Origin of the sequence: Sphingobacterium sp. UBA7249 (assembly GCF_002472835.1) — a bacterium.
In the GTDB taxonomy this organism is placed as follows: Bacteria; Bacteroidota; Bacteroidia; order Sphingobacteriales; family Sphingobacteriaceae; genus Sphingobacterium; species Sphingobacterium prati.
The window spans coordinates 107,379-133,092 of the sequence record NZ_DKST01000017.1 but is presented as its reverse complement, the minus strand read 5'-3'; the positions used below and the strand labels follow the sequence as shown (position 1 = coordinate 133,092).

Genomic DNA, 25,714 nt, shown 5'->3' with positions numbered 1-25,714 from the left:
ATACTTCTCACAGAAAACAATCCTGCCGACGCAAAGGACCATGCAGGAATATACCAGCTTAGGAAATCCCGTTGACAGTTAGCTGCGGCCAGAAATTGGAAAGAGGGAATAAGCGCCTGTACTCATCAAGTAAAAGTGTTTGTTCCTCATACCTAATACATTTATGACTTTTATTAAGTAACTTTGCAGGGCAATGGGTACATTATTGGACAACGGAATTAAACCGTATAATCATTACGGCGCTTATTTAAAGCAAAAATATAACGGACAGAAAGTATTTAAAGTGATTGTCGATGGCAATTTCACCTGTCCAAATAGAGATGGTAGCAAAGGTTATGGTGGCTGTACTTACTGTAATGTAGATTCTTTTACGCCCGATACTGCGAGAAAAATTCCTTCCATACGTGAACAGGTAGAGTCCGGAATTGAACGGGCGCGTAAAAGCTATGGCGCAGAGAAATTTATTATTTATTTTCAACCGAATACCAATACGTATGCGCCAACGCATTTGCTGAAGATGATGTACGACGAAGCCTTAAGCATTGATCCGGAAAATACGCTCGGCCTTTCTGTAGGCACACGCCCGGACTGTCTGGACTTCGAAAAAATTGCGTTATTAGAATCTTATACGGATCGTTATGATGTAGATCTGGAAATGGGCATGGAGTCAATATACAATGATACCTTAGATAAGATCAATAGAGGCTGTTCTCACGATGAGTTCGTTAAGACGATGGATATGCTAAAGGATACTCCTTTAGAGCTCTGTGTGCATACGATTTTTGGCTTTCCTTGGGAGACTGAGGAAATGATGTTAAAATATGCTGATGAGATAAATCGGTTCCCACAAATTAAGTTTGTGAAATTGCATCATCTGCATATCGTGGAAGGTTCCATTATGGGGGTAAAATATAAACGCGAGCCTTTTGACCTATTTTCTATGGAGGGTTATACGGACTTTTTGTCCAAATTTATACCACGCTTGCGCCCTGATTTGATTATTCAACGTATTTTTGGTATCGCGGATAAGGAATTGTTGATAGCACCAAATTGGGGATTTCCTAAGTCGGGGATTCAAACTTATATCGATAAAGGTCTGGAAGCAAGAAAGGTGGTGCAGGGTAGCCTCTTTTAATTCCATTAGCAGGCTTCTGTTGCAAAGAGATACGCTGTGCAGACAATTCGATAAGAAAAATGTAATTGATGATTAACCGGGACTGTCCCACTAAGTGTGTAAATAAAAACTACGGAGTTCAGTTATGTTCCTTATAACTGGACTCTTTTTTCAAATAAAGTTAAGAACTGATTTAGGATAATAGCCCAGTTACGAATGGGCATTGTCCATTTTCTAGAGATTTCTCTCAAAGCCAAATATACAGATTTCAATACGGCATCATCGCTGGGGAATGACAGTTTATTCTTTGTGTATTTACGGATCTTCCCATTCATGTTTTCGATGATATTGGTCGTATAGATTATTCTTCGGATCTCAAGTGGAAAGTCGTAAAAGACGGTCAGTTCGTCCCAGTTCTCCTTCCATGATCTTACTGCATAAGGATACTTGGATTCCCATCTATCGGCAAAATCTGCCAGTGCGGCCTGTGCAGCCTGTTTATTGGGAGCATCATAGATAGGCTTCATATCCGCTGTAAAGGCCTTTTTATCCTTCCATACAACATATCTGCAGGCATTTCGGATCTGGTGGACAACACAGACCTGGGTGCTGCACTCAGGAAATACACTCCGTATGGTAGCGGAGAAACCATTGAGATTATCGGTCGCTGTAATCAGCATATCCTCTACTCCCCGGGATTTTAGGTCTGTCAGGATTCCCATCCAAAAACTGGCACTTTCATTCTTACCCAGCCACATGCCCAGAACTTCTTTATAGCCATCCCTGTTTAGGCCCACAGCAAGATAAATGGTCTTATTGACCACTTTGGAGTTCTCCCTGACCTTAAAAACAATGCCATCCATCCAGACAATCAGATAGACATTGTCCAGCGGGCGGTTTTGCCAGGCGATCACATCACCCGCCACACGGTCGGTAATCCGGGAAATCGTCGATTCAGAAAGGTCAAATCCATACACATCGCGCATCATATTTTCTATATCCGAAACACTCATGCCTTTGGCATATAGCGAAACGATCACGTTCTCAACTCCGTCAATCATGTTCTTGCGTTTGGGAACGATGATCGGATTGAATGTACCATCGCGATCTCGGGGAACCTGAATCTCCAGATCTCCCTGATCACCACGAACCTTTTTACTCGTATGTCCGTTCCGAGAATTGCCCTGACAACTGCGCTCATGCTTTTCATAGCCAAGGTGGCCGTCCATTTCTCCTTCGAGCATTTGCGATACTGCACGTGCCTGTAATTCGCGGAAAAATGATTGCAGCTCTAAACCGTCCTTAAAACTCTTTAAGAACTCCTTGTCGTTTAATAGTGAATCCTTGTCAATCATACTCTTATAAAGTTAGTAAATAAAAAATGCGAAGTCCTTTCAAACTCCGCATTTCTATAACTTACACACTTTATGAGACAGTGTCGATTAACCATAAAATAAATACGGCTTCCTCAGGAAGCCGTATTTATTTTATACCATTGCTGTAAGCCAAATTATCCTTCGACAATGGTCTTTAGATCTGCTGGAGAATAATTAATGGACTTGAGCGTTTTATTATCAGCTGTTCTAAAGACTAAAAATTTCCCATCAACTTCTTTATAGTATGATTCTACTCCTTTAAGTTTGTAATGCTCTTGCGTAGCAATAGCCTCAGCCTCATCATTACATGCCTTACTCATATTAGAGCGTTGTACTTCATCAAAAAGCGCCGAAAATTTATCTTTTAAACCAAACTCAAGAACAGCTCCAGCAAGGACGTACTGAATGTCACATAAAGCGTCTGCAATTTCCACAAGATCTTTATCTTGGATAGCTTCTTCTAGCTCTTTTAATTCCTCTGCTATCAAAGAAACCCGTAAGGCACATCTTTGTTCAGAAGGAATCGTTGGTGTATCCAGGATCGGATGTTGGAATGTTTTATGGAATTCCGCTACGGATGAAAGTGTTTTTGGATCAGTCATATTTTTTTTATTTTTTATACTCTTCTTATTAGGAGCAAATATAAAAAATAAAGGACGGTTAACTGAATGACCGTCCTTTATTTTATTTATCAAATGTGATTTGATTACATCAAATGTTTTAGTTGAACAATTTCTCTTTCTTCTAAATATCTCCAACGTCCACGAGGTAAGTCCTTTTTCGTCAAGTTCGCATAGACTACACGATCTAACTTCACAACTTCATAACCAAGGGACTCAAAAATACGACGTACAATGCGATTTTTACCAGAGTGGATCTGAATACCAATCTCTCTTTTGGAACCTCCTTGTACGTAGCTTAAATCATCGGGTTTGATGATACCATCTTCCAACTCAATACCAAAATTAATTTTATTAAAATCTCCTTGAGTAAGGCTCTTGTTGAGTTCTATGTTGTAAATTTTGCTGATGCTATTCCGCGGATGGGAAAGTTTCTCCGCGAGGTTGCCGTCGTTTGTCATCAAAAGTAATCCTGTTGTATTTCTGTCAAGACGTCCGACAGGATAGATTCGTTCTTTGGTTGCTTTAGAAACAAGTTCCATTACCGTATGACGCTCTTGCGGATCATCCGTAGTCGTAATATAGTCTTTTGGTTTATTGAGCAAAACATAAACCATTTTCTCACGTTTTAAACGTTCGTTATTGTAACGGATTTCGTCTGTTGCTGGATCAACTTTAGTTCCTAATTCAGAAACAGGTTCTCCATTTACCCAAATTACTCCCGCAGCGATCAATTCGTCCGCTTTACGTCTCGAACAGATACCAGCATTGGCGATATAACGGTTTAAGCGAATTAGGCCGTCATCTTCTGTTGAAGTTTCAGCTTTCTTTTTGGGACGTTTGCTGTATTGTTTATCGTCGAAACTCTTGTTTTCATCAAAGCTTCTGCTTCTATCTCCATCAAATTTCCGGTTCGATGGTTTGTCAAAACTTCTGCTGCGACCACTTGATGGGCGTTCGTCTTTATCAAAACGCTTGTATGAATCTCTTTTATCAAAAGATCCTTCTTTTTTGTCAAATGATCTTGATGAATCGCTTCTGTCGAAGCGTTTGAAGCTATCCCTTTTATCAAAAGATCCTTCTTTTCTGTCAAACGATCTTGATGAATCGCTTCTGTCGGAGCGTTTGAAGCTATCTCTTTTATCAAAAGATCCTTCTTTTCTATCAAACGATCTCGATGAATCGCTTCTGTCGGAGCGTTTGAAGCTATCTCTTTTATCAAAAGATCCTTCTTTTCTGTCAAACGATCTCGATGAATCGCTTCTGTCGGAACGTTTGAAGTTATCTCTTTTATCAAAAGATCCTTCTTTTCTGTCAAACGATCTTGATGAATCGCTTCTGTCGGAGCGTTTGAAGCTATCTCTCTTATCAAAAGATCCTTCTTTTCTGTCAAACGATCTTGATGAATCGCTTCTGTCGGAACGTTTGAAGCTATCTCTTTTATCAAAAGATCCTTCTTTTCTGTCAAACGATCTCGATGAATCGTTTTTGTCAAATGAACGACCAGTTTTGTTAAAAGGTTTATCTGAATTATCTTTTGAACGGAAGGAATTGCTTTCTCCTCTAAAGGAAGGTTTATCTGCGTATTTATTAGATCCAAATGATCTGTTTTCGCGGTTATCATCTTTTCTGAAAGAACCTCTTTCAGATTGATCCTTTGAACCAAAGGATGATTTTTTACCGAAACTATTATTTTTGTCGCCTCGAGATTTGAAGCTATCTGAGTTGCCTCGTGACTTTCTGGAGTTGTCATCACGACTGTTCCTTTTATTGCTGAATGGCATTGTGTTTTGCTAAAATGTGAACTGCAAAGTTAGGTATAATTTTGGGTTTTGCGAAAAAATCCTTATCTTTTTGTCTTTTCTTGCATTTTGGTGATTTGGACGCTAAAAAATGCCCCTTACAATAGCTGTAACGTAACTATTTGTTTTTTAAATAAATACTCATTATCTTTGTACCCTTGAATTTGAACCAAGCTATTTTTTGATCGATTTAACTCGTGGATAGGATAGCATTAAGGGAGTGAATGATAAGAAAGAAAGTATTATGTAGTAGTTTGATTTTGTTTGCATTATTGCTGTCAAAATTATACTCAACCCCACACAACAACACTTCTGGCGGCGATAAGATCGTTGCAGCGAAGTTAGTCGAAACTCCAGCTCATCTTGGAGGCGACGAAGAGAAAAAAGAAAAAAACAATTCTTTTGAATCTTACCTGAGTTCATTGACGTTTGCCGAAGATTCATTACCGATGGATCGTCCATTAGTGGAAAGCAAATTGCGCAAGTTCTTCAGTAGATTTTCTTTTAAAAAAACAGGATCCTATGATATGCATAAAAAGGCAGAAACCTATTTGCCTAAGATTGCTAAGATCCTGAAATCACATGGTATTCCAGAAGATTTTAAGTACATCCCTTTGGTGGAAAGTGGTCTAAGCAAGGCTGTCGTCTCATCGAAAGGGGCTGGTGGCTATTGGCAGTTTATGCCGGCAACGGCTCGCTTGTATGGCCTGCGGGTCAATGGTGCTGTGGATGATCGGAAAGATCTCGTGAAATCCACACATGCTGCGGCACGCTACTTAAAATATCTTTACGCTCAATTTGGTAATTGGACTTTGGTGGCAGCGGCATATAATGTCGGTGACGGTAGTTTAAAAGGTTCGATGCGAAGGCAAAAAAAGGATGATTACTTTGCTTTGAAATTGAACAATGAGACCGGATCTTATGTGTATAAATTGGTTTCCATGAAGGAAATTATCGAACATCCACAGAAACACGGTTATTCTCGTTATGCGGACAAAGAAACTGAAGCGCTGGATAGAGAACCTAATATGTTCTAGACAATGAACAAACAAGCAATAACAAAAAAAGGATTTNNAAATCCTTTTTTTGTTATTGCGTCTTATCCGAATCTTCAATTAATCCATTCATCGGTTGGCTTTATCTCAGATCGACTATATCAAACCCTGTATAGTTACTTTTATTAAAAGTAAAAAAGCTGGATGCGATAGCCTTGTTTCCCTCCTGTGAATTCAAGGAGTATGTATAACGATTGCCACTCTTATCAAAAATAGTTGTATCGTAGATTAAATTATTCGCTTTATTGATCCGTAATTTGATTTTAGAATAGTTTTTTTTACTATCAATGGGCTTCAGTTCCACAACACTCAAACTTATTCCTTTTGCTTTTTCTGTATTAGCTAAAGCATAGTTAAAGCCCGAGGTATAGAATGTAAAAATATTGGTTGGGTTGATCTCATTGGTTGAGTTGCTCGCCTCCGATATCTCCACTTCTTTCTCTGCCTTCATGATATTCCATTGTGTTTTGGAATCTGAGATTAGAATCTGATTTTTAGTATTGACATGGTATTTGTTATTTGCCTTGTCTAGATATAAAGTGCCTGCATCACTATGTGAACTCCCGTTTGCTTGTCTGATGTCTAAAGTGAAGCCAGCCTGTATGGTCTTATATCCATTATATTTTTGGCTTACTTTGTTAAGCAACGCTTTTGCGGCGTTATTTTGTGCATAGCTGTATTGACTTATTGTAAGTAGCAAAAAGCTGAGCACTAATCCGATTTGTTTTTTCATGTTAATTGTTTCTTAGCGTCTCCAAATATTGTTCTAATGAATATTCATCTGGATAAAGGACTTCGCGTGCTTTACTCCCTTCAAATGGGCCGACAATTCCGGCGGCTTCCAATTGATCGATGATTCGTCCAGCTCTATTATAACCCAACTTCAATTTACGTTGAATCAAAGATGTAGAACCTTGTTGATGCATAACAATCAAACGAGCCGCTTCTTCAAACAATTGATCGCGATCTTTTGGATCAAAATCTACACTACCTGATCCCTCTCCGTTTTCATCCACATATTCCGGTAACATAAATGCCGATGGATAGCCCCGTTGTGCTCCGATATAATCGGAAATCTGTTCAACTTCAGGCGTATCGACAAATGCACATTGAATACGTATCAAATCACTTCCAGTAGCCAGAAGCATATCCCCGCGACCAATTAACTGATCTGCTCCGCCTGTATCTAAGATTGTTCGCGAATCTACCTTTGATAACACACGGAAAGCAAGACGTGCTGGGAAGTTGGCTTTGATAGTACCTGTAATGATATTGACTGAAGGACGTTGGGTAGCAATGACCAAGTGAATTCCGACAGCACGGGCTAACTGGGCTAATCGCGCAATAGGAGTTTCTACTTCTTTTCCTGCAGTCATCATCAAATCGGCAAACTCATCAACAATAAGAACGATATATGGTAAGAATCGGTGACCCTCCTCAGGGTTTAATCTGCGATTGATAAATTTTGCATTATATTCCTTTAAATTACGAACCTGTGCATTTTTTAACAGATCATAACGCTGATCCATTTCGATACAAAGTGAGTTTAATGTATTAATAACCTTTTTTGTATCTGTAATGATCGCTTCCTCTTCATCGGGTAGTTTTGCCAAGAAATGACGTTCAACCTTTTTGAACAAAGAAAGTTCTACCTTCTTAGGATCGACGAGCACAAATTTAAGCTCAGCAGGGTGTTTTTTATATAACAAGGATGTTAAAATCGCATTGATACCAACGGATTTACCCTGACCGGTCGCACCAGCAACTAAAAGGTGGGGCATTTTCGCCAAATCGGCAATGAAAACTTCATTCGAAATGGTTTTGCCTAATGCAATCGGTAGATCCATATCTGTTCTTTGGAATTTTTCGGTCGCTAGAACAGATCGCATGGATACCATCTCTGGGCTCGAATTCGGTACTTCAATACCGATGGTTCCTTTTCCAGGCATTGGCGCAATAATCCGAATGCCAAGTGCTGCAAGACTTAAGGCAATGTCATCCTCTAGATTTTTGATCTTTGAAATCCGTACACCTGGCTTGGGTATAATCTCGTATAAGGTAACAGTAGGGCCAATGGTTGCCTTTATGCTTTCGATCTCTATACTATAATTTCTTAATGTATCAACAATCTTGTTTTTGTTTGCTTCAAGTTCATGTTGATTGATCGTTATTTTACCACTTCCGTAATCTCTTAATAAATCAAGCGTAGGATGTTGGTAGCCCGATAAATCAAGTTTAGGATCATATTGACCAAATTGGGCAACGAGATCACTTGCTGTAATTTCTTTTTCTTCTTTGATGTCTTCGACAACCAAACCTGGGACGACGGCAACTTCAATAGGTACTTCCGGCTCTGGCTGAGGCACCATTGTTAGGGTTGAATTCTGGTTTTCCCGATCACTTGGGAAAGCTTGTTCTTCCACATTCTCATCCGGTTGATCAATTGTGAAACTAACGGACGGTGTAATTTCAGTACGTTCCAATGGACTGTCATCGAAGGTAAGAATCACTTTGTCTTTCGGATCTATCTGTACCTCGGGGATCGGATGATGTGTAAAAGCAGGTCGCTCAAGCTCTTCTTGTAAATCTGTCGGCCGGCTGGATTGGAACCTTTCGTTTATTGAGGTTGGTCGTTGGAAAGATTCTCTAACCGATTGAATAGAATCATCCTCGACATGGACTTTGGTTCTCAAATTATTAGTCGTGTAAGCATCCTCATCGTTTTCCTCTTCCAGATCTTCGGATAAGGATTTGGACTTTCTAGTGCTAAACAACACAAATTTAAAATCTAAATTATACAGCAATATCAATGTCGTCAGATAAGCAAAGGCTAAAATACAACCAACCCCAACAATACCAACCTGTGCTTCTAGTAATTTATTGGTCCAAAACCCGAATTTACCCTCCAACATGTGCGGTGTGTCTGCCATAAACCCATGTAAGAATCCCAATGTCACTGAAATAAAAACAATCGCCACAAACGAATATACGATAGTGCGATAGAGTGGAAGCAATGATTTTTTGAATAATAGGCGATAGCCCAAAATGAATAATACTGGAATAAAGAGAAAAGAGGCCACACCAAACCATTCATACATAAACTGGTTAGCAAGTAAGGCCCCGAATTTACCTAATTTGTTGTCGACAACCGGGAGTTCGACAGCTTCATCATGAATTTCTTCGGAAGAACTAAAAAGTGTCCCCCAACCGCCATTTGTGCCGGCGATATAACTTTGATCATCTTCCCATGTGAAAAGATAGGAAACAAAAGCAGTGGCAAACGCCAACGAAAGTACAATCAACAAAATCCCTAGAATCTTGACAGTCTTCTGCTGAGCATCAGAATAATCTCTAGGGACGCTGGGTTTTTGACTTTTTTCCTTTTTAAATGTTGCCGATTCTTTTAATGGGGCACGCTTGCCGGAAACTGAATTTCCTGCCTGCCTAAATGTATTTCCTTTATTTGACATTGAAAAGCTCACAATTATACTACTTACAAACTTAGTTATTTTGATAGTATTTTGAAGATCATGAAGACTATTATTTTAAGTTTGTATTTTTTTCGTAAACGAATAATTTCAGATAGGCTATTAAATGACAATAGCGAGATATATCAAGCAAATACTATGCCCTGCGAAAAGATTCGCTGTAAAGTTGGGCCAACTGGAAAGGATGATATGATTTCGGCTGACTTTTACCGTTAAAGTAAATTATGTAGTTTTACTGATCAAATTAAGGCGTTATGAATAAGTTTCAAATACGGAAAGCAGAACAAGGAGACAAAGGTAGGATCTGGGAAATTATACAACAGGCGATAACCCTACGAAAAGAACAGGGCAGTAGACAATGGCAGGATGGTTATCCAAATGAAGATGTTGTACAGTCTGATCTCGATAAGGGATATGGATATGTCGTGGAGCTTGACAACAAAATAATCGGTTACGTAGCCATTATTTTTGATATTGAACCAGCTTACAATGATATTGATGGTAAATGGCTTAGTGACGCTGAATATGTGGGTGTTCATCGCTTGGCCTCTGCGCAGGATCCCCATATAAAAGGTGTCGGTACAGCCATTATGAAAGGAGTTGAGGAAATAGCCATTAATAATGGTATATATAGTATTAAAGTAGATACGAATTTTGATAATGGGGGGATGTTACATGTATTTGATAAGTTAGGGTATCAGTATTGTGGAGAAGTGCATTTTCGTGGGGCCTCGCGCCGAGCCTTTGAAAAACTTTTAAAATAGAGCTTTTGAAGCCCTATAAGGATGTGTAACGACTATTAACAAAACAAAAAAATCCTTCTGACACTGTCAGAAGGATTTTTTTGTTGATCAGCGCTACTGTTTGGTTATGCAATAATCAAGTAGTAGTTTTTCTTGCCTCTTTGTGCAATAATATATCTATCGTTAACGAGGTTACTTTCAGTAATGACTTGTTCAATATCGACTGCTTTTTCACGGTTGATAGATACACCGCCCCCCTGGAGCATTTTACGTGCTTCGCCTTTTGAAGGGAAAACCTGTGTATTGACAGCCAAAAGATCAAGGATATTGATTCCTGCTTTTAGATCTTCTCTTGTTATCTGAAATTGAGGAATACCTTCAAACACATCCAATACGGCTTCGTGATCTAAGTTGTCTAAAAATTCCAATGTGCCATTGCCAAAAAGAAACTCTGAGGTTTTAATCGCGGTTTCATAAGCTTCTTCGGAGTGTGTGCGAATCGTAATATCTTTCGCTAATGCTTTTTGGACAAGGCGTAAATGTGGTGCAGCATCATGTTCTGCGATGATCGTCTCGATTTCTGCCTGTGGTTTAAGTGTAAAGATCTTAATCCAGCTTTTCGCATCGTCATCGGAGGTGTTTAACCAGAATTGGTAATATTTATAAGGCGAAGTTTTCTTGGGATCTAGCCATACAGCTCCAGATTCTGTTTTTCCGAATTTTTGACCATCTGCTTTTTTAATCAATTGCGTCGTAATGGCGTAAGCTGTTCCCTGATCCTGACGACGGATCATTTCACTTCCTGTGACAATATTACCCCATTGATCAGATCCGCCCATTTGTATTTTACAATTGTGGTGTTTCCACAGGTAATAAAAGTCATAACCTTGAATCAATTGATAGGTGAATTCTGTAAAGGATAGACCATTGTCTCCTTCTAAACGTTTTTTTACAGAATCCTTTGCCATCATATAGTTGACGGTGATCATTTTACCGATATCACGAATGAAGTCCAAAAAAGTAAAATCTTTGAACCAGTCGTAATTATTAACCATTTTGGCATCATTTTCACCTTCTCCGAATTCAAGAAATTTGCCTAACTGTTTTTTCAGACACGCAACATTATGTTGTAAGGTTGCTTCATCAAGTAAGTTACGCTCTGCAGATTTGAAAGAAGGGTCCCCAATCATTCCGGTTGCACCACCAACCAATGCAACTGGTTTATGTCCGGCGTTTTGGAAGTGGATCAATGTCATGATCTGAGTTAAGTGTCCTACGTGTAGAGAGTCTCCTGTGGGATCAAAGCCAATATAGCCAGCGACTTTTTCTTTATTCAGTAAGTCTTCAGTTCCAGGCATAATATCTTGCAACATGCCTCTCCAACGTAATTCTTCTACAAAGCTCATTGTTAAATGGATTTAATTTTTTAATTTACAAGATGCAAAGATAGGAGATTAAGCGTATATTGAGCGAATAATTCCATATAAAAGCACACGCTAATAAGCTAATATGAATTTTTTGTCACATTTTTATTTTGAGCGGTTTGCAACCAATCCCGAGCGAATTGTCGGCGGGCTGTTGCCCGATCTATTAAAAAATGCAGATAAAACTTTTGTGCTCAAACCCAGGCAATATGAAAATGAGCTGCTGGATAATCCCTTGCTGGAACAGCTCTATATCGGCTGGAACCGTCACATCGAGGTCGACCGTCTTTTTCATAATTCGACCTACTTTTTTCATCATACTCATCAGTTAAAGTTGCAGATACAGTCAAGTTTGGAGGGATTACCTATTCGGCCTTCCTTTATGGCACATATTGCTTTGGAACTCTTATTGGATCATATTCTGACACAGCAAAGGGCTGTTTCTATTGATAAATTGTATGCTGCAATGTCTCAAGTGAATGAAGATGCTGTGCGAAAATTTTTGAAAATAAATCAATTAAGCGATATTCCTAAATTCGACAAATTTTACCATCAATTCATTGAGTGGAAATATCTCTATGATTATGCGCATATGGAGAAGATTGCAGGTGCACTTTTCAATATCTGTAAACGGTTGTGGCAATTTGAAATTCAGGAGAATCAGCGCCAATTATTGACGGAACAATTGGTTTCCTATTTACATCATCATATGGGGGATTATCAGGAAATTTACCAGTATATTCATTACGAATTAGTCGACTTTAATTAGTCCGTCGAAAAATACCAATAGTATAAGACCTTGAAAATATTTATTTTCGCATAATTTTACGCATAAAACTATTTTTACATGTCACATAGACTTTTTCGAAAGAAAAGTGTTGATCAGATCCTACTGGATACCCAAAAAGAGGGTGGAACTGGCCTCGCGAAGGTTTTGGGAGTAACCGATCTGGTTTCATTGGGCATAGCCGCTATTGTGGGCGCTGGAATTTTTAGCACCATCGGGTTAGCGAGTTATGAAGGTGGACCCGCTGTTTCTTTGCTATTTATTTTTACCGCTTTTGCCTGCGTGTTTACGGCTCTTGCTTATGCACAGTTTGCGAGTACCGTGCCTGTCTCTGGGTCGGCTTATACATATGCCTATGTGGCTTTTGGTGAACTGTTCGCCTGGATTATAGGATGGGCATTGGTCTTGGAATATGCGGTTTCAAACACGGTTATTGCCATCTCCTGGTCACAGTATTTTGTTTCTATGCTGGAAGGGTTTGGTTTACATATACCGGCCTGGCTTTCCATGGCTCCGGGTTATGCCTTTGATGCAGTAGATAAAATGAATCAGCATGGCATAGCAAGCCTTACCGCTATTGATCAGCAAGGACTTGCAGCTTTTAACAGTGCGCCGCGAATTGGTGGAATGCCTGTTATATTTGATTTGCCAGCAGGGGTAATTACTTTTTTGGTCACATGGCTTGTTTATATAGGCATCAAGGAATCTCAAAAGGCGAGCATGATCATGGTGATGATCAAAGTGGGAATAATCCTAGCGGTTATTTTTGGAGGGATATTTTATGTAAAGCCTGAAAACTGGACTCCTTTTGCACCAAATGGCTTAGAGGGTGTACTTGGGAGCGTTGCTGCCGTATTTTTTGCTTTTATCGGATTTGATTCGATTTCCACAACGGCGGAGGAATGTAAAAACCCACAGCGAGACCTGCCCAAAGCAATGATTTACTGTTTGTTGATTTGTACCGTATTGTATGTTGCTATTACCATAGTGTTGACTGGAATGGTCAACTATACTGAACTTAACGTAAAAGATCCACTAGCTTTTGTATTTAAGTATGTAGGATTTGACCATATGGCCGGGATTATATCCGTAACATCTGTCATTGCCATTACAAGTGCTCTTCTGGTCTATCAGTTGGCTCAACCAAGGATTTGGATGACAATGAGTAGGGACGGATTGTTATGGAAGAAATTTGCGACAATTCACCCGAAATATAAAACACCTTCTTTTGCTACAATTGTAACGGGGCTCGTAGTAGCTATTCCTTCGCTATTCTTCAAGATGGACTTTTTTGTTGACTTGACAAGTGTAGGAACATTCTTTGCATTTATATTAGTCTGTGCAGGTGTTCTCTATATGGATTATTCTGGATTATCGGCGAAATCTAAGTTTAAAGTTCCCTACATCAACGGTAAATTTCTAGTAGGCACAGGGCTAATCATCGCGATTGCTTGTGTCGCTATTTATGGACAGGATACCTTGGACGAGTGGAAAAGACTTTCCCTTCTGGAAATTGTGGAACATAAAATGTTGGTAATCATATTTTGGTTAACATGGTTCGGTTTGAGCATTTATAGCTTTAAAATGAATTTCTCTCTCCTGCCTGTTATCGGGATATTGATTAATCTCTATCTAATGACTGAACTCGGTGCCAGTAATTGGATTATTTTTGTAATTTGGTTGGTAATCGGTCTAGGGGTATATTTTATGTATGGTTATAAACACTCCAAGCTAAATAGATCAACATCTGCTTAAAATTGGAATTATAATGTTTTTAAATAACAAAGGAGCTANNTAGCTCCTTTGTTATTTAAAATCTCCACAAAAGGATTCGGCTTACTTTGTTGCCTTGTTCCATACGGATAACTTCAGATTCTTTTACATTGATTTTCTTTAGTTTATGCTGCAGAAAGCGAACATCTTCACGGTGAGCAACTAATGAGGAAAACCACTTTACCTGATCTCTATAGAACTGACTTTCAAATATCATACGTGTCAAGAAGGCTTTCTCTCCACCGTCGCACCAAAGCTCACTGCCTTGTCCTGAAAACGTTTGGACAATAGTAGCCTCATCTATTTTGGCATCTTTTATACCAGTAGTTTTACGTACAGATTGCTGTAATGCTTCCGTTTGCGAACTGAAGAATGGTGGGTTGCAAATGATCATGTCAAATTTTTCATCAGGAAGGATGATGTCTTTGAAAATTGCTTTTGGATTGTTTTGTAACCGTATTTGGATGTTCTTTTTTAAGCTCATATTGGTACGGGTAATCTCAATAGCGTTTTTATAAGCTCTTTTTATAACCTCGGAACCAACAAAACTCCAGCCATATTCTTGGTGACCAATAATGGGATAGATACAACTGGCTCCCACACCGATATCTAGCACCCTTACCTTACCTCCTTTTGGAATTTCACCGTTATTATCTCTGGCAAGCACATCCGCAACATAATGAATATAATCTGCTCTACCCGGAATAGGAGGACAGAGATTTTCCTTTGGAATATCCCAATGTTGGATGTGGTAGTATTTTTTTAGAAGTGCTTGATTTAATATTTTAACAGCTTCCGGATTGTTGAAATCAATTGTTTTGAGCTTATAAGCATTTACCGTAACAAAATCTTTTAAGGAAGGTTCGATTTTACTAAGTTCGTCAAAATTGTAGTTATCGAGATGTCTATTTCGAGGGTGTAATTTCTTTGTTGGATTAGCGTCTGCCATGATATAATATTTGCAACAAAAGTAATGCAATTATACTGAATAAAAAAGGTGATGCATTTGCATCACCTTTTAAGAACTAATCTTTTCGTATGAGGTGAACCTCTGACGTTTGCGGGAAGTTCAATGGAACTCGTTCAATGGTGACAAAACTGGAATCTAAACCGAATCCTTTTTCTTCGGATAAACTCATTTTTTTCAAGTATCCATAAATGTCCATAATCACTTTTTCGATCCAGGACATTTGATTGGTTTTAGATAATACCTTCTCCAGTACGACAAATTTGAAATCTCCTGGAATATTGTGTTTACGCAGGGTATCGTATTGGCTTGTAATATCAATTTCGCCTTTTTTAACCATATCTTCGACGACTTTTCGGAAAAGTAGACTGATGCGCTGTTCTTCCCTAAATCCTAATTTAAAGTCAATACGAATCAGTTTTCCTGGGATAAGTTGATCAATGGAGTATTCTCTTGTATGTGGGTGATCCATCACATCGACGTGGACCAACCAATAGACGTCCGCACGTTTAGGTTTTTTATTGATGATGGAATAAATAATTTTAGCTTCAATTTCAGATTTGAAATTAGCGCTAGTCAGGTATACCAAATGTGAAGCAAAAGGTGGTACGGATTTGTCTTCACTCAACTCTGATATGATCGGATAGTATTTATTGATATTGATAAAATTAACAAAACGATTTTTAATCTTACGTGCGGTATACCAACAGTACATTGTGCCAAACAAAGCAATTGCCAATAATAGCGTTAACCAGCCTCCATGCGCAATTTTTACACCATTACCAACCAAGAAGGTTAATTCTATCACAAAATAAGCGACCAAGAAAATGCCAATGATCACACGATTTACTTTTTTCATGGCAAGAAAATAGCCCATTAAAACTGTTGTCATCAATACCGTTAGATTAATGGCAAGGCCATAGGCAGCATCCATTTTGCTTGATTCTTCAAACACCCAGATAACGATCATACATCCAACCCAGAGGATTAGGTTGATCGATGGCACATATAATTGACCTTTATGCTCGCTTGGGTAGCGAATAGCGACCTTGGGCCATATATTTAAACGTACAGCTTCTGAAATCAGCGTGTAGGATCCGGATATCATCGCCTGACTGGCAATTACGGCGGCAATGGTCGCAATAGCAATACCGTAACCGATAAACCAATCTGGCATAATGGAGTAAAATGGGTTTTCACCCCCTAAGACCCGGCCTTCTTGTGTCAGTAACCATGCTCCCTGACCAAAATAGTTCAATATCAATGTAATTTTGACGTAGATCCAACTGATACGAATATTTGCTTTACCGCAGTGCCCCATATCGGAATACAATGCTTCGGCACCTGTTGTACAAAGGAATACTGCACCAATCAGGAGTAGCGAGTGGGGATAGGTTATTAAAATATGAAAAGCATAATAGGGATTGATTGCTTTCATTACTTCCGGTGCCAAATGGATATGGGATAGGCCAAGGACGCCAATAATGGAGAACCATATTGTCATCAATGGACCGAATACTTTTCCTACAACAGAAGTTCCAAACCGTTGAATAATAAAAAGTAACGAAATAATTGTTACGACAATCGGCACTGTTGGCAGGCCTGGGAATTTGATGTCCAAGCCCTCTATCGCAGAAGATATTGTGATGGCTGGTGTAATCATCCCATCTGCTAACAATGTCGCTGCACCTATCATCGCTGGAAAAATTAACCATGGTGCTCGCTTGCGAACTAAAGAGTAAAGTGAAAGAATTCCACCTTCACCTTTATTATCCGCGCGTAGCGTGATCCAGACATATTTGATGGTTGTTTGAAGTGTCAGTGTCCAAAAGACGCAGGAGAGGCCGCCCAAAACCAGGTCTTTTTGAATGGCGCCCTGTCCCATGATTGCTTTGAAGACATATAACGGCGAGGTTCCGATATCTCCAAACACGATTCCTAAACTGATCAATAATCCAGCAAAACTTACCTTATTGATACTGTTGTGATGACTGTTATCTGTCATTTAATTATTATTTTATTTCAAAATATATTGCAAAAATATACTTTTTGCCTGTACTTTAAGCATGTACATTTTCTGCGCCAAATTTTAGCATTTCATTTGACATGCGCAATAGCTGTTAAAATTTGTTAAAAGAATCTTTAGATCATGCTTTTCACTAAAAAACTTTTAAACAAAATAGTAACTTTGTTGTTGATAATTCAAATAGTTAGCGTTATATTTGATTAAACCGTAACCAATATTTGAAGTCTAATTTAACACTATGAGGAGAAATCTACTTAGAGCAACTTATTTAACACTTATTACCGCACTCACCTTGTGTAGCGGGGTAGTTCGAGTGTATGCGATGTCTCCTGATGACTATACTTATTCGCAAGCTTCTTGGGATAGTAAAGATGTGTTTGGTGATAATACCGCTAAGGATTCAGAGAAACTGATTAATAACGTTAAAGTATTCTATAATCCCATTGCTGAGCAGGTCAATCTTTCATTTAAATTGGCAAAGTCATCTAGTGTATCTATTAAAGTCATGGATGCGTTAGGAAATGAAATTTTACAACTGATGAATGGCAATCTTGATGCCGGTGTTCAAAACCTTTCTTTTGAACATGGCGGAAAACTAACAACTGGATTTTATTTTGCACGGGTAGTTGCAGGATCTGAGACTGTCGTTAAAAGATTTTCTGTGCGCTAATTCTATTCGAAAAGACTCGATTGATAAAATCGACATAATAATAAAATAAGGAAGGGGATCNNGATCCCCTTCCTTATTTTATTTATTCCTGTAGCTCATCAATCCAAAGCCCATCATCTTTGATGATCTTGATCAGTTCGTCCAATGCCTGCGCGGAGCTTACGTTCTTCTTGACGACTTCTTGTCCCCTATATAAGGTTACTTTATCTGGGCCTGCGCCTACATATCCATAATCTGCGTCAGCCATCTCACCAGGGCCATTCACGATACAGCCCATAATACCAATTTTTAAGCCTTTAAGGTGATTGGTACGACTTCGGATCATTTGAGTGGTTTCTTGGAGATCAAACAACGTTCTTCCACAGCTTGGACAAGAGATGTATTCTGTTTTCGATATCCTTGAACGGGTTGCCTGTAATATGCCGAAGGAAAGTGATGCTATGTTTTCTAATGGTGTGGCCGGAGAATCAATCCAGATACCCGAACCTAAACTATCAATTAATAAAGCCCCCATATCCGTGGAGGTGTACAACTGTATTTTTGAGATTGGTTCTTCCGGATTCATAAATTCGCCAATAGGTCCGGAAAAATCATCTTTTGGGTATGACCTTTTGATAATGACGGGGTTATCAATGCCGATTTCCTGCAAGTTTCGAAAAAATTGCCGTTGATCGGCCATTCCGTGTAGATGATCAGTTTCTAATATAAATACAACGGTCTTGTCTAAAGGTAATGATTCAAAGAGTGGACTCGTTAAATCCGTATTACGAATTTTTACCATATTCAAAACGCGGTCCTTATTGTCCGTTTGTACAAATTCTTTCAATGTATAGAGCGGATGGATATTTGTTTTGTCTTTTAGTTTGGACCAAGTTGCAAAATTATATACCTGTTTTAAATTCGCTGGCATATTAAACGATGGCAAATGATCTCCCAGATAAACAAAATCTACGGATTGTTCTCCCATATGATATTTGTCCAACAATACATCATAACGATAACCAACTTTTGTAAGTATTTGGGCATCTTTCAGATTTTCATTTGCTATATCTACGACAATTCTCGGTACCAGTGAGCCACCTATGAAAGTATTGACCTCTTGACTCTGATAAGGCGCAGTTGGCTGATCTGCTGCGAGCTGTACGATTTCTTGTTTTGGTTGAATGGCCAAAGCAGCTTTTCGCTTACTATAGCGATTGACCAATGCAATCGCTACCGGGGCCTCGAGTTCCGGCTCTTCGGTCAGGGAGACCCTTACGGTATCTCCAAGTCCATCTTCCAGAAGTGTGCCTATCCCCACCGCAGATTTTACACGGCCGTCTTCGCCATCACCAGCCTCTGTAACGCCAAGATGGAGGGGATAGTTCATATTTTCAGAAACCATCTTTTCAACCAGCAAACGGTAAGCTCGGACCATCACTTGCGGGTTAGAGGATTTCATTGAAATGCAAAGGTTGTGGAAATTAAGATCTTCACACATCCGGATAAATTCCATCGCGGATTCGACCATTCCTTCGGGTGTATCCCCATAATGGCTCATGATTCGATCCGAGAGAGAGCCATGGTTTGTACCAATACGCATGGCAGTGCCGTACTCTTTGCAAATTTTTACTAACGGTGCAAACTTTGTGTAGATACGTTCTAGCTCCAATTTATATTGCTCCGCAGTATAGGATAACTGATCAAACTTCTTCTTATCGGCATAATTACCCGGGTTGACCCGGACTTTCTCGACAATGCGGGCCGCCACTTCAGCAGCATTAGGCGTAAAGTGGATATCCGCCACCAGGGGCACATGATAACCTCTTTTCCGAAGTTCACTTTTTATATTTGCTAGATTTTGGGCTTCTTTAATACTTGGGGCAGTGATACGAACATATTCACAGCCTGCTTCTACCATTCGAATGGTTTGTTCGACAGAACCTAGGGTATCCATCGTATCCACCGTCGTCATACTTTGAATACGGATTGGATTGTTTCCACCCATAGGGACATCACCGATCTGAATTTCCCTCGTTTTCCATCTCGAATAATCTACCTTGGAATTACAATAGATTCCTGGTAAACTCAACATATTACTTGTGTTCATATATAACACAAAGTTAGCTTTTATTGACTAAAAATTCGTTGTCAATTAATATCTTCTAATTTTTATGGATGTAATCCCACCATTAATATCAAAATCAAACTTTTGTGCTGCAGCGTCGTAATTAGTGGATTTGACTAAGCCCTCAGTTTTTAAGAAATCACCCTCATAATCTGTGGACGATAATGCATTATCACTTGTGATACGGCACGCTGCATTTTTAGGAATTGCGATTTCGATGGAGGAGGCCCCGGCGTCCAGAGCGATCTTGGTCGTCGCTAAAGGTTGACCAAGTTTGAGCTTTAAACTTGTCGCTCCGGCGTCAACATCCAATAGCTCAATCTTATAAGCTGAAAGGTCCAAATTGGCATCAATTGCCCCGATATCAAAGTTCAGCTTCCATACAATATTTGGATTGAGTGCGATATGCGTATTGTTGTTTTTACTATTAAAATCTTTGTCTTTAAATTTACCTTTTAAGTTAATATTGATCTTATCTGTAGATTCCCCACGCGTAGTCATACCTAGAAGATAATCATCAGAGGTATTGTAAGCGGTAAATATTGCAGAAGTTGTCGCGCTATCGTTCTTTAATGATGTTGCTCCGAGATCGATGTCTAGCGATGCCCGTTGGATTTTATCGTCCAAAGGGACCTGTAGTTTTTGTGTTGTATACGCGGTCTTATCGTTTGGATCGTCCATATCTATATGTACGCCCTTATTTTTTAACAATTGCGTTAATAGTGGTTCTTTGGGAGTAGACAAACCGATATAAGTAAGAAATCCTAAGATGACTACAGTAGCACCGATAGCAATAAACTGTCCTATTTGTTGATCTTTAGGTACCAACATACGTATTCCTGCAAGGACAATGAATAATGGCCAATATCGGAAAATTCCAACCCAATTGAAAGAGATGCTGTTAAGCTGGGATAATAATAAGACAATTCCTATAAAGAGAATTGTAATTCCAGTTGTTATACGTTGTGTATTCATGACTAATTCCGTTTGTTATGTACCCCAAAAGTAAATCGCTTTGCTAGACACTGTATGAAAGATTAGGCTATTATACATAAAAATTCGGTAAATGTGACGAAATGGTCGGTAAGTAATTTTAATTTTCTCCTACTTTTTAGGTTTTCGCTTGTTTATATATTTGGCGGAATTAATTACCTTTAGTGGATACGCGGGCCAAACATAAAGTTTGGTGCTTGTAATACATAGTATTTAAATTGATAATATGATTTTTCATCACATTGGTGCTTATCTTATACTGCTCAAGTCAGTCTTTAAACGACCAGAGAAAGGGCGTATCTATTGGAAGGAGACCATACTGACCATGACCGATATTGGAATAGGATCTTTGGGACTTATTGTGATCATTTCAACTTTTATTGGAGCGGTAATGACGATGCAGATCGCTTTTCAGATGGTTTCTGATCTTATTCCCAATTCGATTATTGGTTCTATTAATAGGGATTCAAATATTTTAGAGTTAGGGCCTACGATTTCGGGATTGGTATTGATGGGGAAAATTGGCTCGTCGATTTCTTCCCAAATTGGTTCAATGCGCGTGACCGAGCAGATTGATGCCTTGGAGATTATGGGCATCAATGCTCCAGGATATCTCATCCTGCCTAAAATATTAGCCGGAGTGACTATGATTCCTATGTTGGTTATTATCGCGATCGTATGTGCATTAGTGGGAGGGCTATTGGGGGGCTCATTATCTGGCGCTGTAACACCTGCAGATTATATTTTAGGTATTCAAGATAATTTTAATGGCTTTACCGTCACCGTAGCGCTCGTAAAAGCTGTTGTGTTCGGTTTTATCATTACGTCAGTATCGGCGTATAAGGGATATAAAGTGAAAGGTGGGGCGCTCGAGGTAGGGCAAGCGAGTACCGAAGCCGTCGTGGTGGGCTGTATTACCATCCTAGCAGCGGATTATGTAATTACGGCATTAATGCTTTAAAAAAATCCTATGATTCAAATTGAAAATATAAACAAATCTTTTGGTGATAACCATGTTTTGAAGGGAATTAGCGCTAATTTTGAACCCGGGAAAGTGAGTTTAATTATTGGCGGCTCCGGTTCGGGGAAAAGTACCTTATTAAAATGTATTGTTGGATTACACCATCCAGAAAAGGGAAAAGTATTGTTTGATCAAACGGATTTCACCCGGATGAATTTTGAAGAACGCGTACCGATACGTAAAGAAATTGGTATGCTTTTTCAAAATTCAGCCTTGTTCGATTCAATGACGGTAGAACAGAATATCATGTTCTCCTTGGATATGTTTACTGATATGTCCAAATCGGAGAAATTAGATCGTGCGAACCATTGTTTGGAGCAGGTTAACCTAGAAGGACGAAATAAGTTATATCCTGCAGAGTTATCTGGGGGAATGAAAAAACGGGTTGGCATTGCGCGTGCAATCAGTATGAATCCAAAATATCTTTTCTGTGATGAACCCAATTCAGGCCTAGATCCCGAAACGTCTATTGTAATTGATGAATTGGTACTTAAAATTACCCAAGAATTAAAGTGCACAACGGTCGTTGTTACCCATGATATGAATTCTGTTATGGGAATCGGTGAGTATATTTTGTTCTTATATCAGGGACAGAAATTTTGGGAGGGATCCAATAAGGATATGATGCGATCAGATGTTGAGGAATTAAATAATTTTGTGTTCGCGAGCCCGTTGATGAAAAGTGCCAAAGCCTCTATGGGGCAATAAAAGATTAAATGATACACCTTATTTAAATCTGGATTAGACTGTTGATGTCTTGGGACGTCGTGAAGCTATTTGATTATATGTTTTTCTCCTTTTTTAATGTATGGAATTTTATTTCTACGGAGGATGAGTGTACGCTAAATTTCAATATAAAAGAAATTTAGCGTAGTTTTGTCGGAAAATTTTGATTTTGGCAACAACGAATATACAACTATTGACCCCACAACACTGGAAGGACTATGAGCTCATTGACTGTGGTGATTTTGAAAAATTAGAACGCTTTGGCGATCTAATATTAATTAGACCAGAACCACAAGCTGTATGGCCCAAAGCTTTAAGCGATGCAGAATGGAACAAACGATATCATATCAAATTTAAGGGGCGCTCAGCTACTTCCGGAGAATGGTTGAAAAAAAATCCGAAAATCCAGGACCGTTGGCATATCCAATATAAAAACGACGATGTCGCAATCAAATTTAGATTAGGGCTTACTTCGTTTAAGCATGTTGGGATATTTCCTGAGCAAGCTGTCAATTGGGATTATATCTCGGAATCTGTCCGTTCTTTTAAGACAGAGAAACCCAAAGTCTTAAACCTTTTTGCTTATACGGGGGGGGCTTCATTAATAGCCAAGGCCGCTGGAGCAGATACGACACACGTCGATTCCATAAAACAAGTGGTTACCTGGGCCAATGAAAATATGGAGATTTCCAATCTGGATAATATTCGTTGGGTGGTTGAAGACGCATTGAAGTTTGTAAAACGTGAGCTGAAACGTGGAAATACGTATAATGGTATTATTTTGGATCCACCAGCATACGGACATGGACCAAAAGGAGAAAAGTGGAAGCTTGAAGACCATATTATGGAAATGATGACTGAGGTTGTTCAATTGTTGGATCCCAAAGAACATTTCTTGATCTTGAATACGTATTCATTGGGTTTCTCTTCGGTCATTGTTGAGAATTTAATCAAAACGGCCTTTCCAAAGGTAGAAAATTTAGAAATTGGAGAGCTTTTTCTGCAGGCTACCGCGGGACCAAAACTGCCATTGGGTGTTTTCGGGAAATTCCGTAAAACTGCGCAATAATTCTTAAATTCTTACCGTTGAAATAGCGCTTAAAGTTATTAATGTAAACGCGGGACATCAAATGGATGCCCCGCGTTTATTTTTTGCGGCCAATAACAGCTTCATATAGAAATATTATTTAAACGGATGGTCGCCATTTCCAGCTGAAATGGCATCGTTTGCGCGATACTTTTAGGTAGGGATAAGGGCTGTTGTTGTAGTTTACAATAGTAATCTATTCCTGCCTCTAATTGAGCCTTGAATTTGGTCACATATTTTATTTTTTTATCATTGAACTGACCTTTATTGTCCGTGATATATTTTTGGATATGATCAATGTAGAGATTTAATTCATTGATCAGCACAAAGGGTCTATCAGCGTGCGTTAAGATAGATAACCGGCCGTAAATATGATCAACCATCTGTTTTAAGGAATATTGTTTTCTGAACCAGAACAGATTTGGGCCGGGGCAAATAGAAACAGCCGTCTGCTCTTTATGTTGTTGAATGTTGTATTTGAGGTAAGCCGGAGCAGCGAGCCCTTCACAGAGACAGGTTTTTTCGATGATGCTATCGAATGCCTTGTTATACTCTTCAGCTGGCAATATTTTTTGTTGTAACTCTTGGATTTTTTGATGCTGGTAAGCACGCGAAGCTGTACAAATCGGTTTCTCTCCAAATTCCATGTTGGCAATGAGGTATTTCTTTTTGCAGGGACTTCCTGGCCTTCCTTTTTGGATGCGCTCTAATCGTAGCTTTTCAGCACTACTTGGTCTAAAATTATTAAATGGTACGCCTAAAGGCGATGCTCCACTACAATAGAAATCTGTTTTTGTAGCGTTTTCCAACGCTATTAATGTTTCCTTGTCAACAGTAGTAGCTTCCGGAACCATTAGAAATGGTGAACCCCAGCCTACGGCATCAAATTCATAGTAATCCAATAGAAATTGATGTTCCGTAGCCGTACCTACTCCGCCTTGTACGGTATATCTGATCTGGGGCGAAATGGTTAGCTGTATTTTTTGCGTTGCCCAATAGTTCTGATAAATGGTAAAGAGTTCTTTTTGTAATTGCTCTTTTTTCTCTTTAAATTCTTCTAGGATCGGCCCCAATAGAAAACCATCGGTTGCGAAAGCATGCCCACCACAATTCAATCCAGACTCTACACGGAATTCAGATACCCAAACGCCTCTTTTTGCGAGATATTTAGCCTGGATAAGAGACGATCTAAAATCACTGACTTTTAAAACGACTTTCTTATCAAAAGTGCTGTCGCCTTTTGGGAAAAATACAGGTATTTCAGCAAGATAGGCGTATAAATGTGGGTTCATTCCCGCGGAGAGAATAACGGATGAATGTAGCGTTGAATTGGCGAATCCGCGTAGCGCAGCGAGTGCATCAGAGTATTTTTGGTCTAAGGCGACCCCATTTTTGAAATTCAGTTTATCGACCTTGGACATGATATTAACATCAATTTCACCGGGCTTTACATAGGTGGTCAATAAATCCTGAAGCTGCTTTTTGATTACGGTGTTGGTTTCAATTTGCATGGCATGATAGATCGGCCTGGCCGGATGAGACTCCGGTAATAACTCAAAATATCCAGTCAATTCAGAATCTTCGGTAAACGATTGCTGCTTTAGCTTTTCTACTTGGCCGTCCACCAAGGTTTTGACGAGATCGAGATAAGCTGTGATTCGGTTAGCCCTATAATCTTGTTCGTTACTGTGAACCGGATGATAGGTAATTTGGTTTAATTTGCAGTAATAGGCCCGGATGCGCTCGATGAGCTCATCGTCTACAATAGACATGACCGTTGAGATCCCATAACGGGCAACCTTGATTGCCGAGTCGATCGAAAAGGCAAGTCCTAATACAGGGATATGAAAAGTGTGCGTCATTCTTAAATAATTCTTTTACGAAATAATCAAGAATAACGCGATTAAAAAATAATGACTACAGGGCTAAAGTGAT

At 39.2% G+C, this 25,714-nt stretch carries 20 protein-coding genes; 9 read left to right on the top strand and 11 right to left on the bottom strand.

Annotation, left to right across the window (positions count from 1 at the left end):
• Positions 1 to 193: 193 nt before the first annotated feature.
• On the top strand, positions 194 to 1,135 hold the full coding sequence (locus tag B4A24_RS14430; RefSeq protein WP_172396481.1) for a TIGR01212 family radical SAM protein: 942 nt from the start codon (positions 194 to 196) through the stop codon (positions 1,133 to 1,135).
• A gap of 131 nt (positions 1,136 to 1,266) precedes the next feature.
• On the opposite strand, the gene B4A24_RS14425 is transcribed toward B4A24_RS14430, so the two are convergent.
• From B4A24_RS14425 to B4A24_RS14415, 3 genes are all read right to left on the bottom strand, one after another.
• Positions 1,267 to 2,466, bottom strand: a complete 1,200-nt coding sequence (locus B4A24_RS14425) for an IS256 family transposase (protein WP_422663679.1) — start codon at positions 2,464 to 2,466, stop codon at positions 1,267 to 1,269.
• A gap of 158 nt (positions 2,467 to 2,624) precedes the next feature.
• Positions 2,625 to 3,185: a nucleoside triphosphate pyrophosphohydrolase family protein gene (locus tag B4A24_RS14420; protein WP_293945830.1), complete on the bottom strand. Its 561-nt coding sequence runs from the start codon at positions 3,183 to 3,185 to the stop codon at positions 2,625 to 2,627.
• Positions 3,186 to 3,196: 11 nt separating this feature from the next.
• Positions 3,197 to 4,894 carry a pseudouridine synthase gene (locus B4A24_RS14415; RefSeq protein WP_293945829.1) on the bottom strand — a complete coding sequence of 566 codons (1,698 nt, stop codon included), beginning with the start codon at positions 4,892 to 4,894 and terminating at the stop codon, positions 3,197 to 3,199.
• Positions 4,895 to 5,136: 242 nt separating this feature from the next.
• On the opposite strand from B4A24_RS14415, the gene B4A24_RS14410 reads away from it, so the two are divergent.
• The gene (locus B4A24_RS14410) at positions 5,137 to 5,949 is read left to right on the top strand and encodes a lytic transglycosylase domain-containing protein (RefSeq protein ID WP_293945828.1); all 813 of its coding nucleotides are present in this window, start codon (positions 5,137 to 5,139) and stop codon (positions 5,947 to 5,949) included.
• A 100-nt stretch (positions 5,950 to 6,049) separates the two neighbouring features.
• Here B4A24_RS14410 and B4A24_RS14405 read toward each other — a convergent pair whose 3' ends face one another.
• On the bottom strand, positions 6,050 to 6,700 hold the full coding sequence (locus B4A24_RS14405) for a LolA family protein (protein ID WP_293945827.1): 651 nt from the start codon (positions 6,698 to 6,700) through the stop codon (positions 6,050 to 6,052).
• Position 6,701: 1 nt separating this feature from the next.
• Entirely contained in the window at positions 6,702 to 9,437 is a 2,736-nt protein-coding gene (locus B4A24_RS14400) for an FtsK/SpoIIIE family DNA translocase (protein ID WP_293945826.1), read from the bottom strand.
• A gap of 272 nt (positions 9,438 to 9,709) precedes the next feature.
• Here B4A24_RS14400 and B4A24_RS14395 point away from each other — a divergent pair, with 272 nt between their 5' ends.
• Positions 9,710 to 10,219 (top strand): GNAT family N-acetyltransferase, encoded by a 510-nt coding sequence (locus B4A24_RS14395; protein WP_293945825.1) that lies wholly within the window; start codon positions 9,710 to 9,712, stop codon positions 10,217 to 10,219.
• Positions 10,220 to 10,323: 104 nt separating this feature from the next.
• Here B4A24_RS14395 and tyrS read toward each other — a convergent pair whose 3' ends face one another.
• Positions 10,324 to 11,604, bottom strand: a complete 1,281-nt coding sequence (gene tyrS, locus B4A24_RS14390; RefSeq protein WP_293945824.1) for a tyrosine--tRNA ligase — start codon at positions 11,602 to 11,604, stop codon at positions 10,324 to 10,326.
• A 103-nt stretch (positions 11,605 to 11,707) separates the two neighbouring features.
• On the opposite strand from tyrS, the gene B4A24_RS14385 reads away from it, so the two are divergent.
• Both B4A24_RS14385 and B4A24_RS14380 read left to right on the top strand, forming a co-directional pair.
• Positions 11,708 to 12,391: an ACP phosphodiesterase gene (locus tag B4A24_RS14385; protein ID WP_293945823.1), complete on the top strand. Its 684-nt coding sequence runs from the start codon at positions 11,708 to 11,710 to the stop codon at positions 12,389 to 12,391.
• A 78-nt stretch (positions 12,392 to 12,469) separates the two neighbouring features.
• On the top strand, positions 12,470 to 14,164 hold the full coding sequence (locus B4A24_RS14380; protein WP_293945822.1) for an amino acid permease: 1,695 nt from the start codon (positions 12,470 to 12,472) through the stop codon (positions 14,162 to 14,164).
• A gap of 55 nt (positions 14,165 to 14,219) precedes the next feature.
• On the opposite strand, the gene rlmF is transcribed toward B4A24_RS14380, so the two are convergent.
• Both rlmF and B4A24_RS14370 read right to left on the bottom strand, forming a co-directional pair.
• Entirely contained in the window at positions 14,220 to 15,131 is a 912-nt protein-coding gene (rlmF, locus tag B4A24_RS14375; RefSeq protein WP_293945821.1) for a 23S rRNA (adenine(1618)-N(6))-methyltransferase RlmF, read from the bottom strand.
• Positions 15,132 to 15,207: 76 nt separating this feature from the next.
• The gene (locus B4A24_RS14370) at positions 15,208 to 17,154 is read right to left on the bottom strand and encodes a KUP/HAK/KT family potassium transporter (RefSeq protein WP_293945820.1); all 1,947 of its coding nucleotides are present in this window, start codon (positions 17,152 to 17,154) and stop codon (positions 15,208 to 15,210) included.
• Between the two features lie 259 nt (positions 17,155 to 17,413).
• Between B4A24_RS14370 and B4A24_RS14365 the strand changes: the two genes are divergently transcribed.
• A complete protein-coding gene (locus tag B4A24_RS14365; RefSeq protein ID WP_293945819.1) occupies positions 17,414 to 17,845 on the top strand; it encodes a T9SS type A sorting domain-containing protein in 432 nt (143 codons plus the stop codon).
• Positions 17,846 to 17,927: 82 nt separating this feature from the next.
• On the opposite strand, the gene ispG is transcribed toward B4A24_RS14365, so the two are convergent.
• Both ispG and B4A24_RS14355 read right to left on the bottom strand, forming a co-directional pair.
• Entirely contained in the window at positions 17,928 to 19,934 is a 2,007-nt protein-coding gene (gene ispG, locus B4A24_RS14360) for a (E)-4-hydroxy-3-methylbut-2-enyl-diphosphate synthase (RefSeq protein WP_293945818.1), read from the bottom strand.
• A gap of 45 nt (positions 19,935 to 19,979) precedes the next feature.
• Positions 19,980 to 20,927: a LiaI-LiaF-like domain-containing protein gene (locus B4A24_RS14355; protein WP_172396495.1), complete on the bottom strand. Its 948-nt coding sequence runs from the start codon at positions 20,925 to 20,927 to the stop codon at positions 19,980 to 19,982.
• A gap of 244 nt (positions 20,928 to 21,171) precedes the next feature.
• On the opposite strand from B4A24_RS14355, the gene B4A24_RS14350 reads away from it, so the two are divergent.
• From B4A24_RS14350 to B4A24_RS14340, 3 genes are all read left to right on the top strand, one after another.
• Positions 21,172 to 21,906 (top strand): MlaE family ABC transporter permease, encoded by a 735-nt coding sequence (locus B4A24_RS14350; RefSeq protein WP_172396496.1) that lies wholly within the window; start codon positions 21,172 to 21,174, stop codon positions 21,904 to 21,906.
• Positions 21,907 to 21,915: 9 nt separating this feature from the next.
• Positions 21,916 to 22,674, top strand: coding sequence for an ABC transporter ATP-binding protein (locus tag B4A24_RS14345; RefSeq protein WP_288812974.1), 759 nt, complete (start codon positions 21,916 to 21,918; stop codon positions 22,672 to 22,674).
• Between the two features lie 181 nt (positions 22,675 to 22,855).
• Complete coding sequence (locus B4A24_RS14340) at positions 22,856 to 23,761, top strand: class I SAM-dependent methyltransferase (protein ID WP_172396498.1); 906 nt, start codon at positions 22,856 to 22,858, stop codon at positions 23,759 to 23,761.
• Positions 23,762 to 23,862: 101 nt separating this feature from the next.
• Here the strand turns inward: B4A24_RS14340 and B4A24_RS14335 are convergent, their stop codons facing one another.
• The gene (locus B4A24_RS14335; protein ID WP_293945817.1) at positions 23,863 to 25,641 is read right to left on the bottom strand and encodes a hypothetical protein; all 1,779 of its coding nucleotides are present in this window, start codon (positions 25,639 to 25,641) and stop codon (positions 23,863 to 23,865) included.
• Positions 25,642 to 25,714 lie beyond the last annotated feature (73 nt).

What these genes read in the sequence shown, in the direction of transcription:
- B4A24_RS14430 (WP_172396481.1), top strand. Translation starts at nt 194, where the DNA reads ATGGGTACATTATTGGACAACGGAATTAAACCGTATAATCATTACGGC.
- B4A24_RS14415 (WP_293945829.1), bottom strand. Translation starts at nt 4,894, where the DNA reads ATGCCATTCAGCAATAAAAGGAACAGTCGTGATGACAACTCCAGAAAG.
- B4A24_RS14410 (WP_293945828.1), top strand. Translation starts at nt 5,137, where the DNA reads ATGATAAGAAAGAAAGTATTATGTAGTAGTTTGATTTTGTTTGCATTA.
- B4A24_RS14405 (WP_293945827.1), bottom strand. Translation starts at nt 6,700, where the DNA reads ATGAAAAAACAAATCGGATTAGTGCTCAGCTTTTTGCTACTTACAATA.
- B4A24_RS14400 (WP_293945826.1), bottom strand. Translation starts at nt 9,437, where the DNA reads ATGTCAAATAAAGGAAATACATTTAGGCAGGCAGGAAATTCAGTTTCC.
- B4A24_RS14395 (WP_293945825.1), top strand. Translation starts at nt 9,710, where the DNA reads ATGAATAAGTTTCAAATACGGAAAGCAGAACAAGGAGACAAAGGTAGG.
- tyrS (WP_293945824.1), bottom strand. Translation starts at nt 11,604, where the DNA reads ATGAGCTTTGTAGAAGAATTACGTTGGAGAGGCATGTTGCAAGATATT.
- B4A24_RS14385 (WP_293945823.1), top strand. Translation starts at nt 11,708, where the DNA reads ATGAATTTTTTGTCACATTTTTATTTTGAGCGGTTTGCAACCAATCCC.
- B4A24_RS14380 (WP_293945822.1), top strand. Translation starts at nt 12,470, where the DNA reads ATGTCACATAGACTTTTTCGAAAGAAAAGTGTTGATCAGATCCTACTG.
- rlmF (WP_293945821.1), bottom strand. Translation starts at nt 15,131, where the DNA reads ATGGCAGACGCTAATCCAACAAAGAAATTACACCCTCGAAATAGACAT.
- B4A24_RS14370 (WP_293945820.1), bottom strand. Translation starts at nt 17,154, where the DNA reads ATGACAGATAACAGTCATCACAACAGTATCAATAAGGTAAGTTTTGCT.
- B4A24_RS14365 (WP_293945819.1), top strand. Translation starts at nt 17,414, where the DNA reads ATGAGGAGAAATCTACTTAGAGCAACTTATTTAACACTTATTACCGCA.
- ispG (WP_293945818.1), bottom strand. Translation starts at nt 19,934, where the DNA reads ATGAACACAAGTAATATGTTGAGTTTACCAGGAATCTATTGTAATTCC.
- B4A24_RS14355 (WP_172396495.1), bottom strand. Translation starts at nt 20,927, where the DNA reads ATGAATACACAACGTATAACAACTGGAATTACAATTCTCTTTATAGGA.
- B4A24_RS14350 (WP_172396496.1), top strand. Translation starts at nt 21,172, where the DNA reads ATGATTTTTCATCACATTGGTGCTTATCTTATACTGCTCAAGTCAGTC.
- B4A24_RS14345 (WP_288812974.1), top strand. Translation starts at nt 21,916, where the DNA reads ATGATTCAAATTGAAAATATAAACAAATCTTTTGGTGATAACCATGTT.
- B4A24_RS14335 (WP_293945817.1), bottom strand. Translation starts at nt 25,641, where the DNA reads ATGACGCACACTTTTCATATCCCTGTATTAGGACTTGCCTTTTCGATC.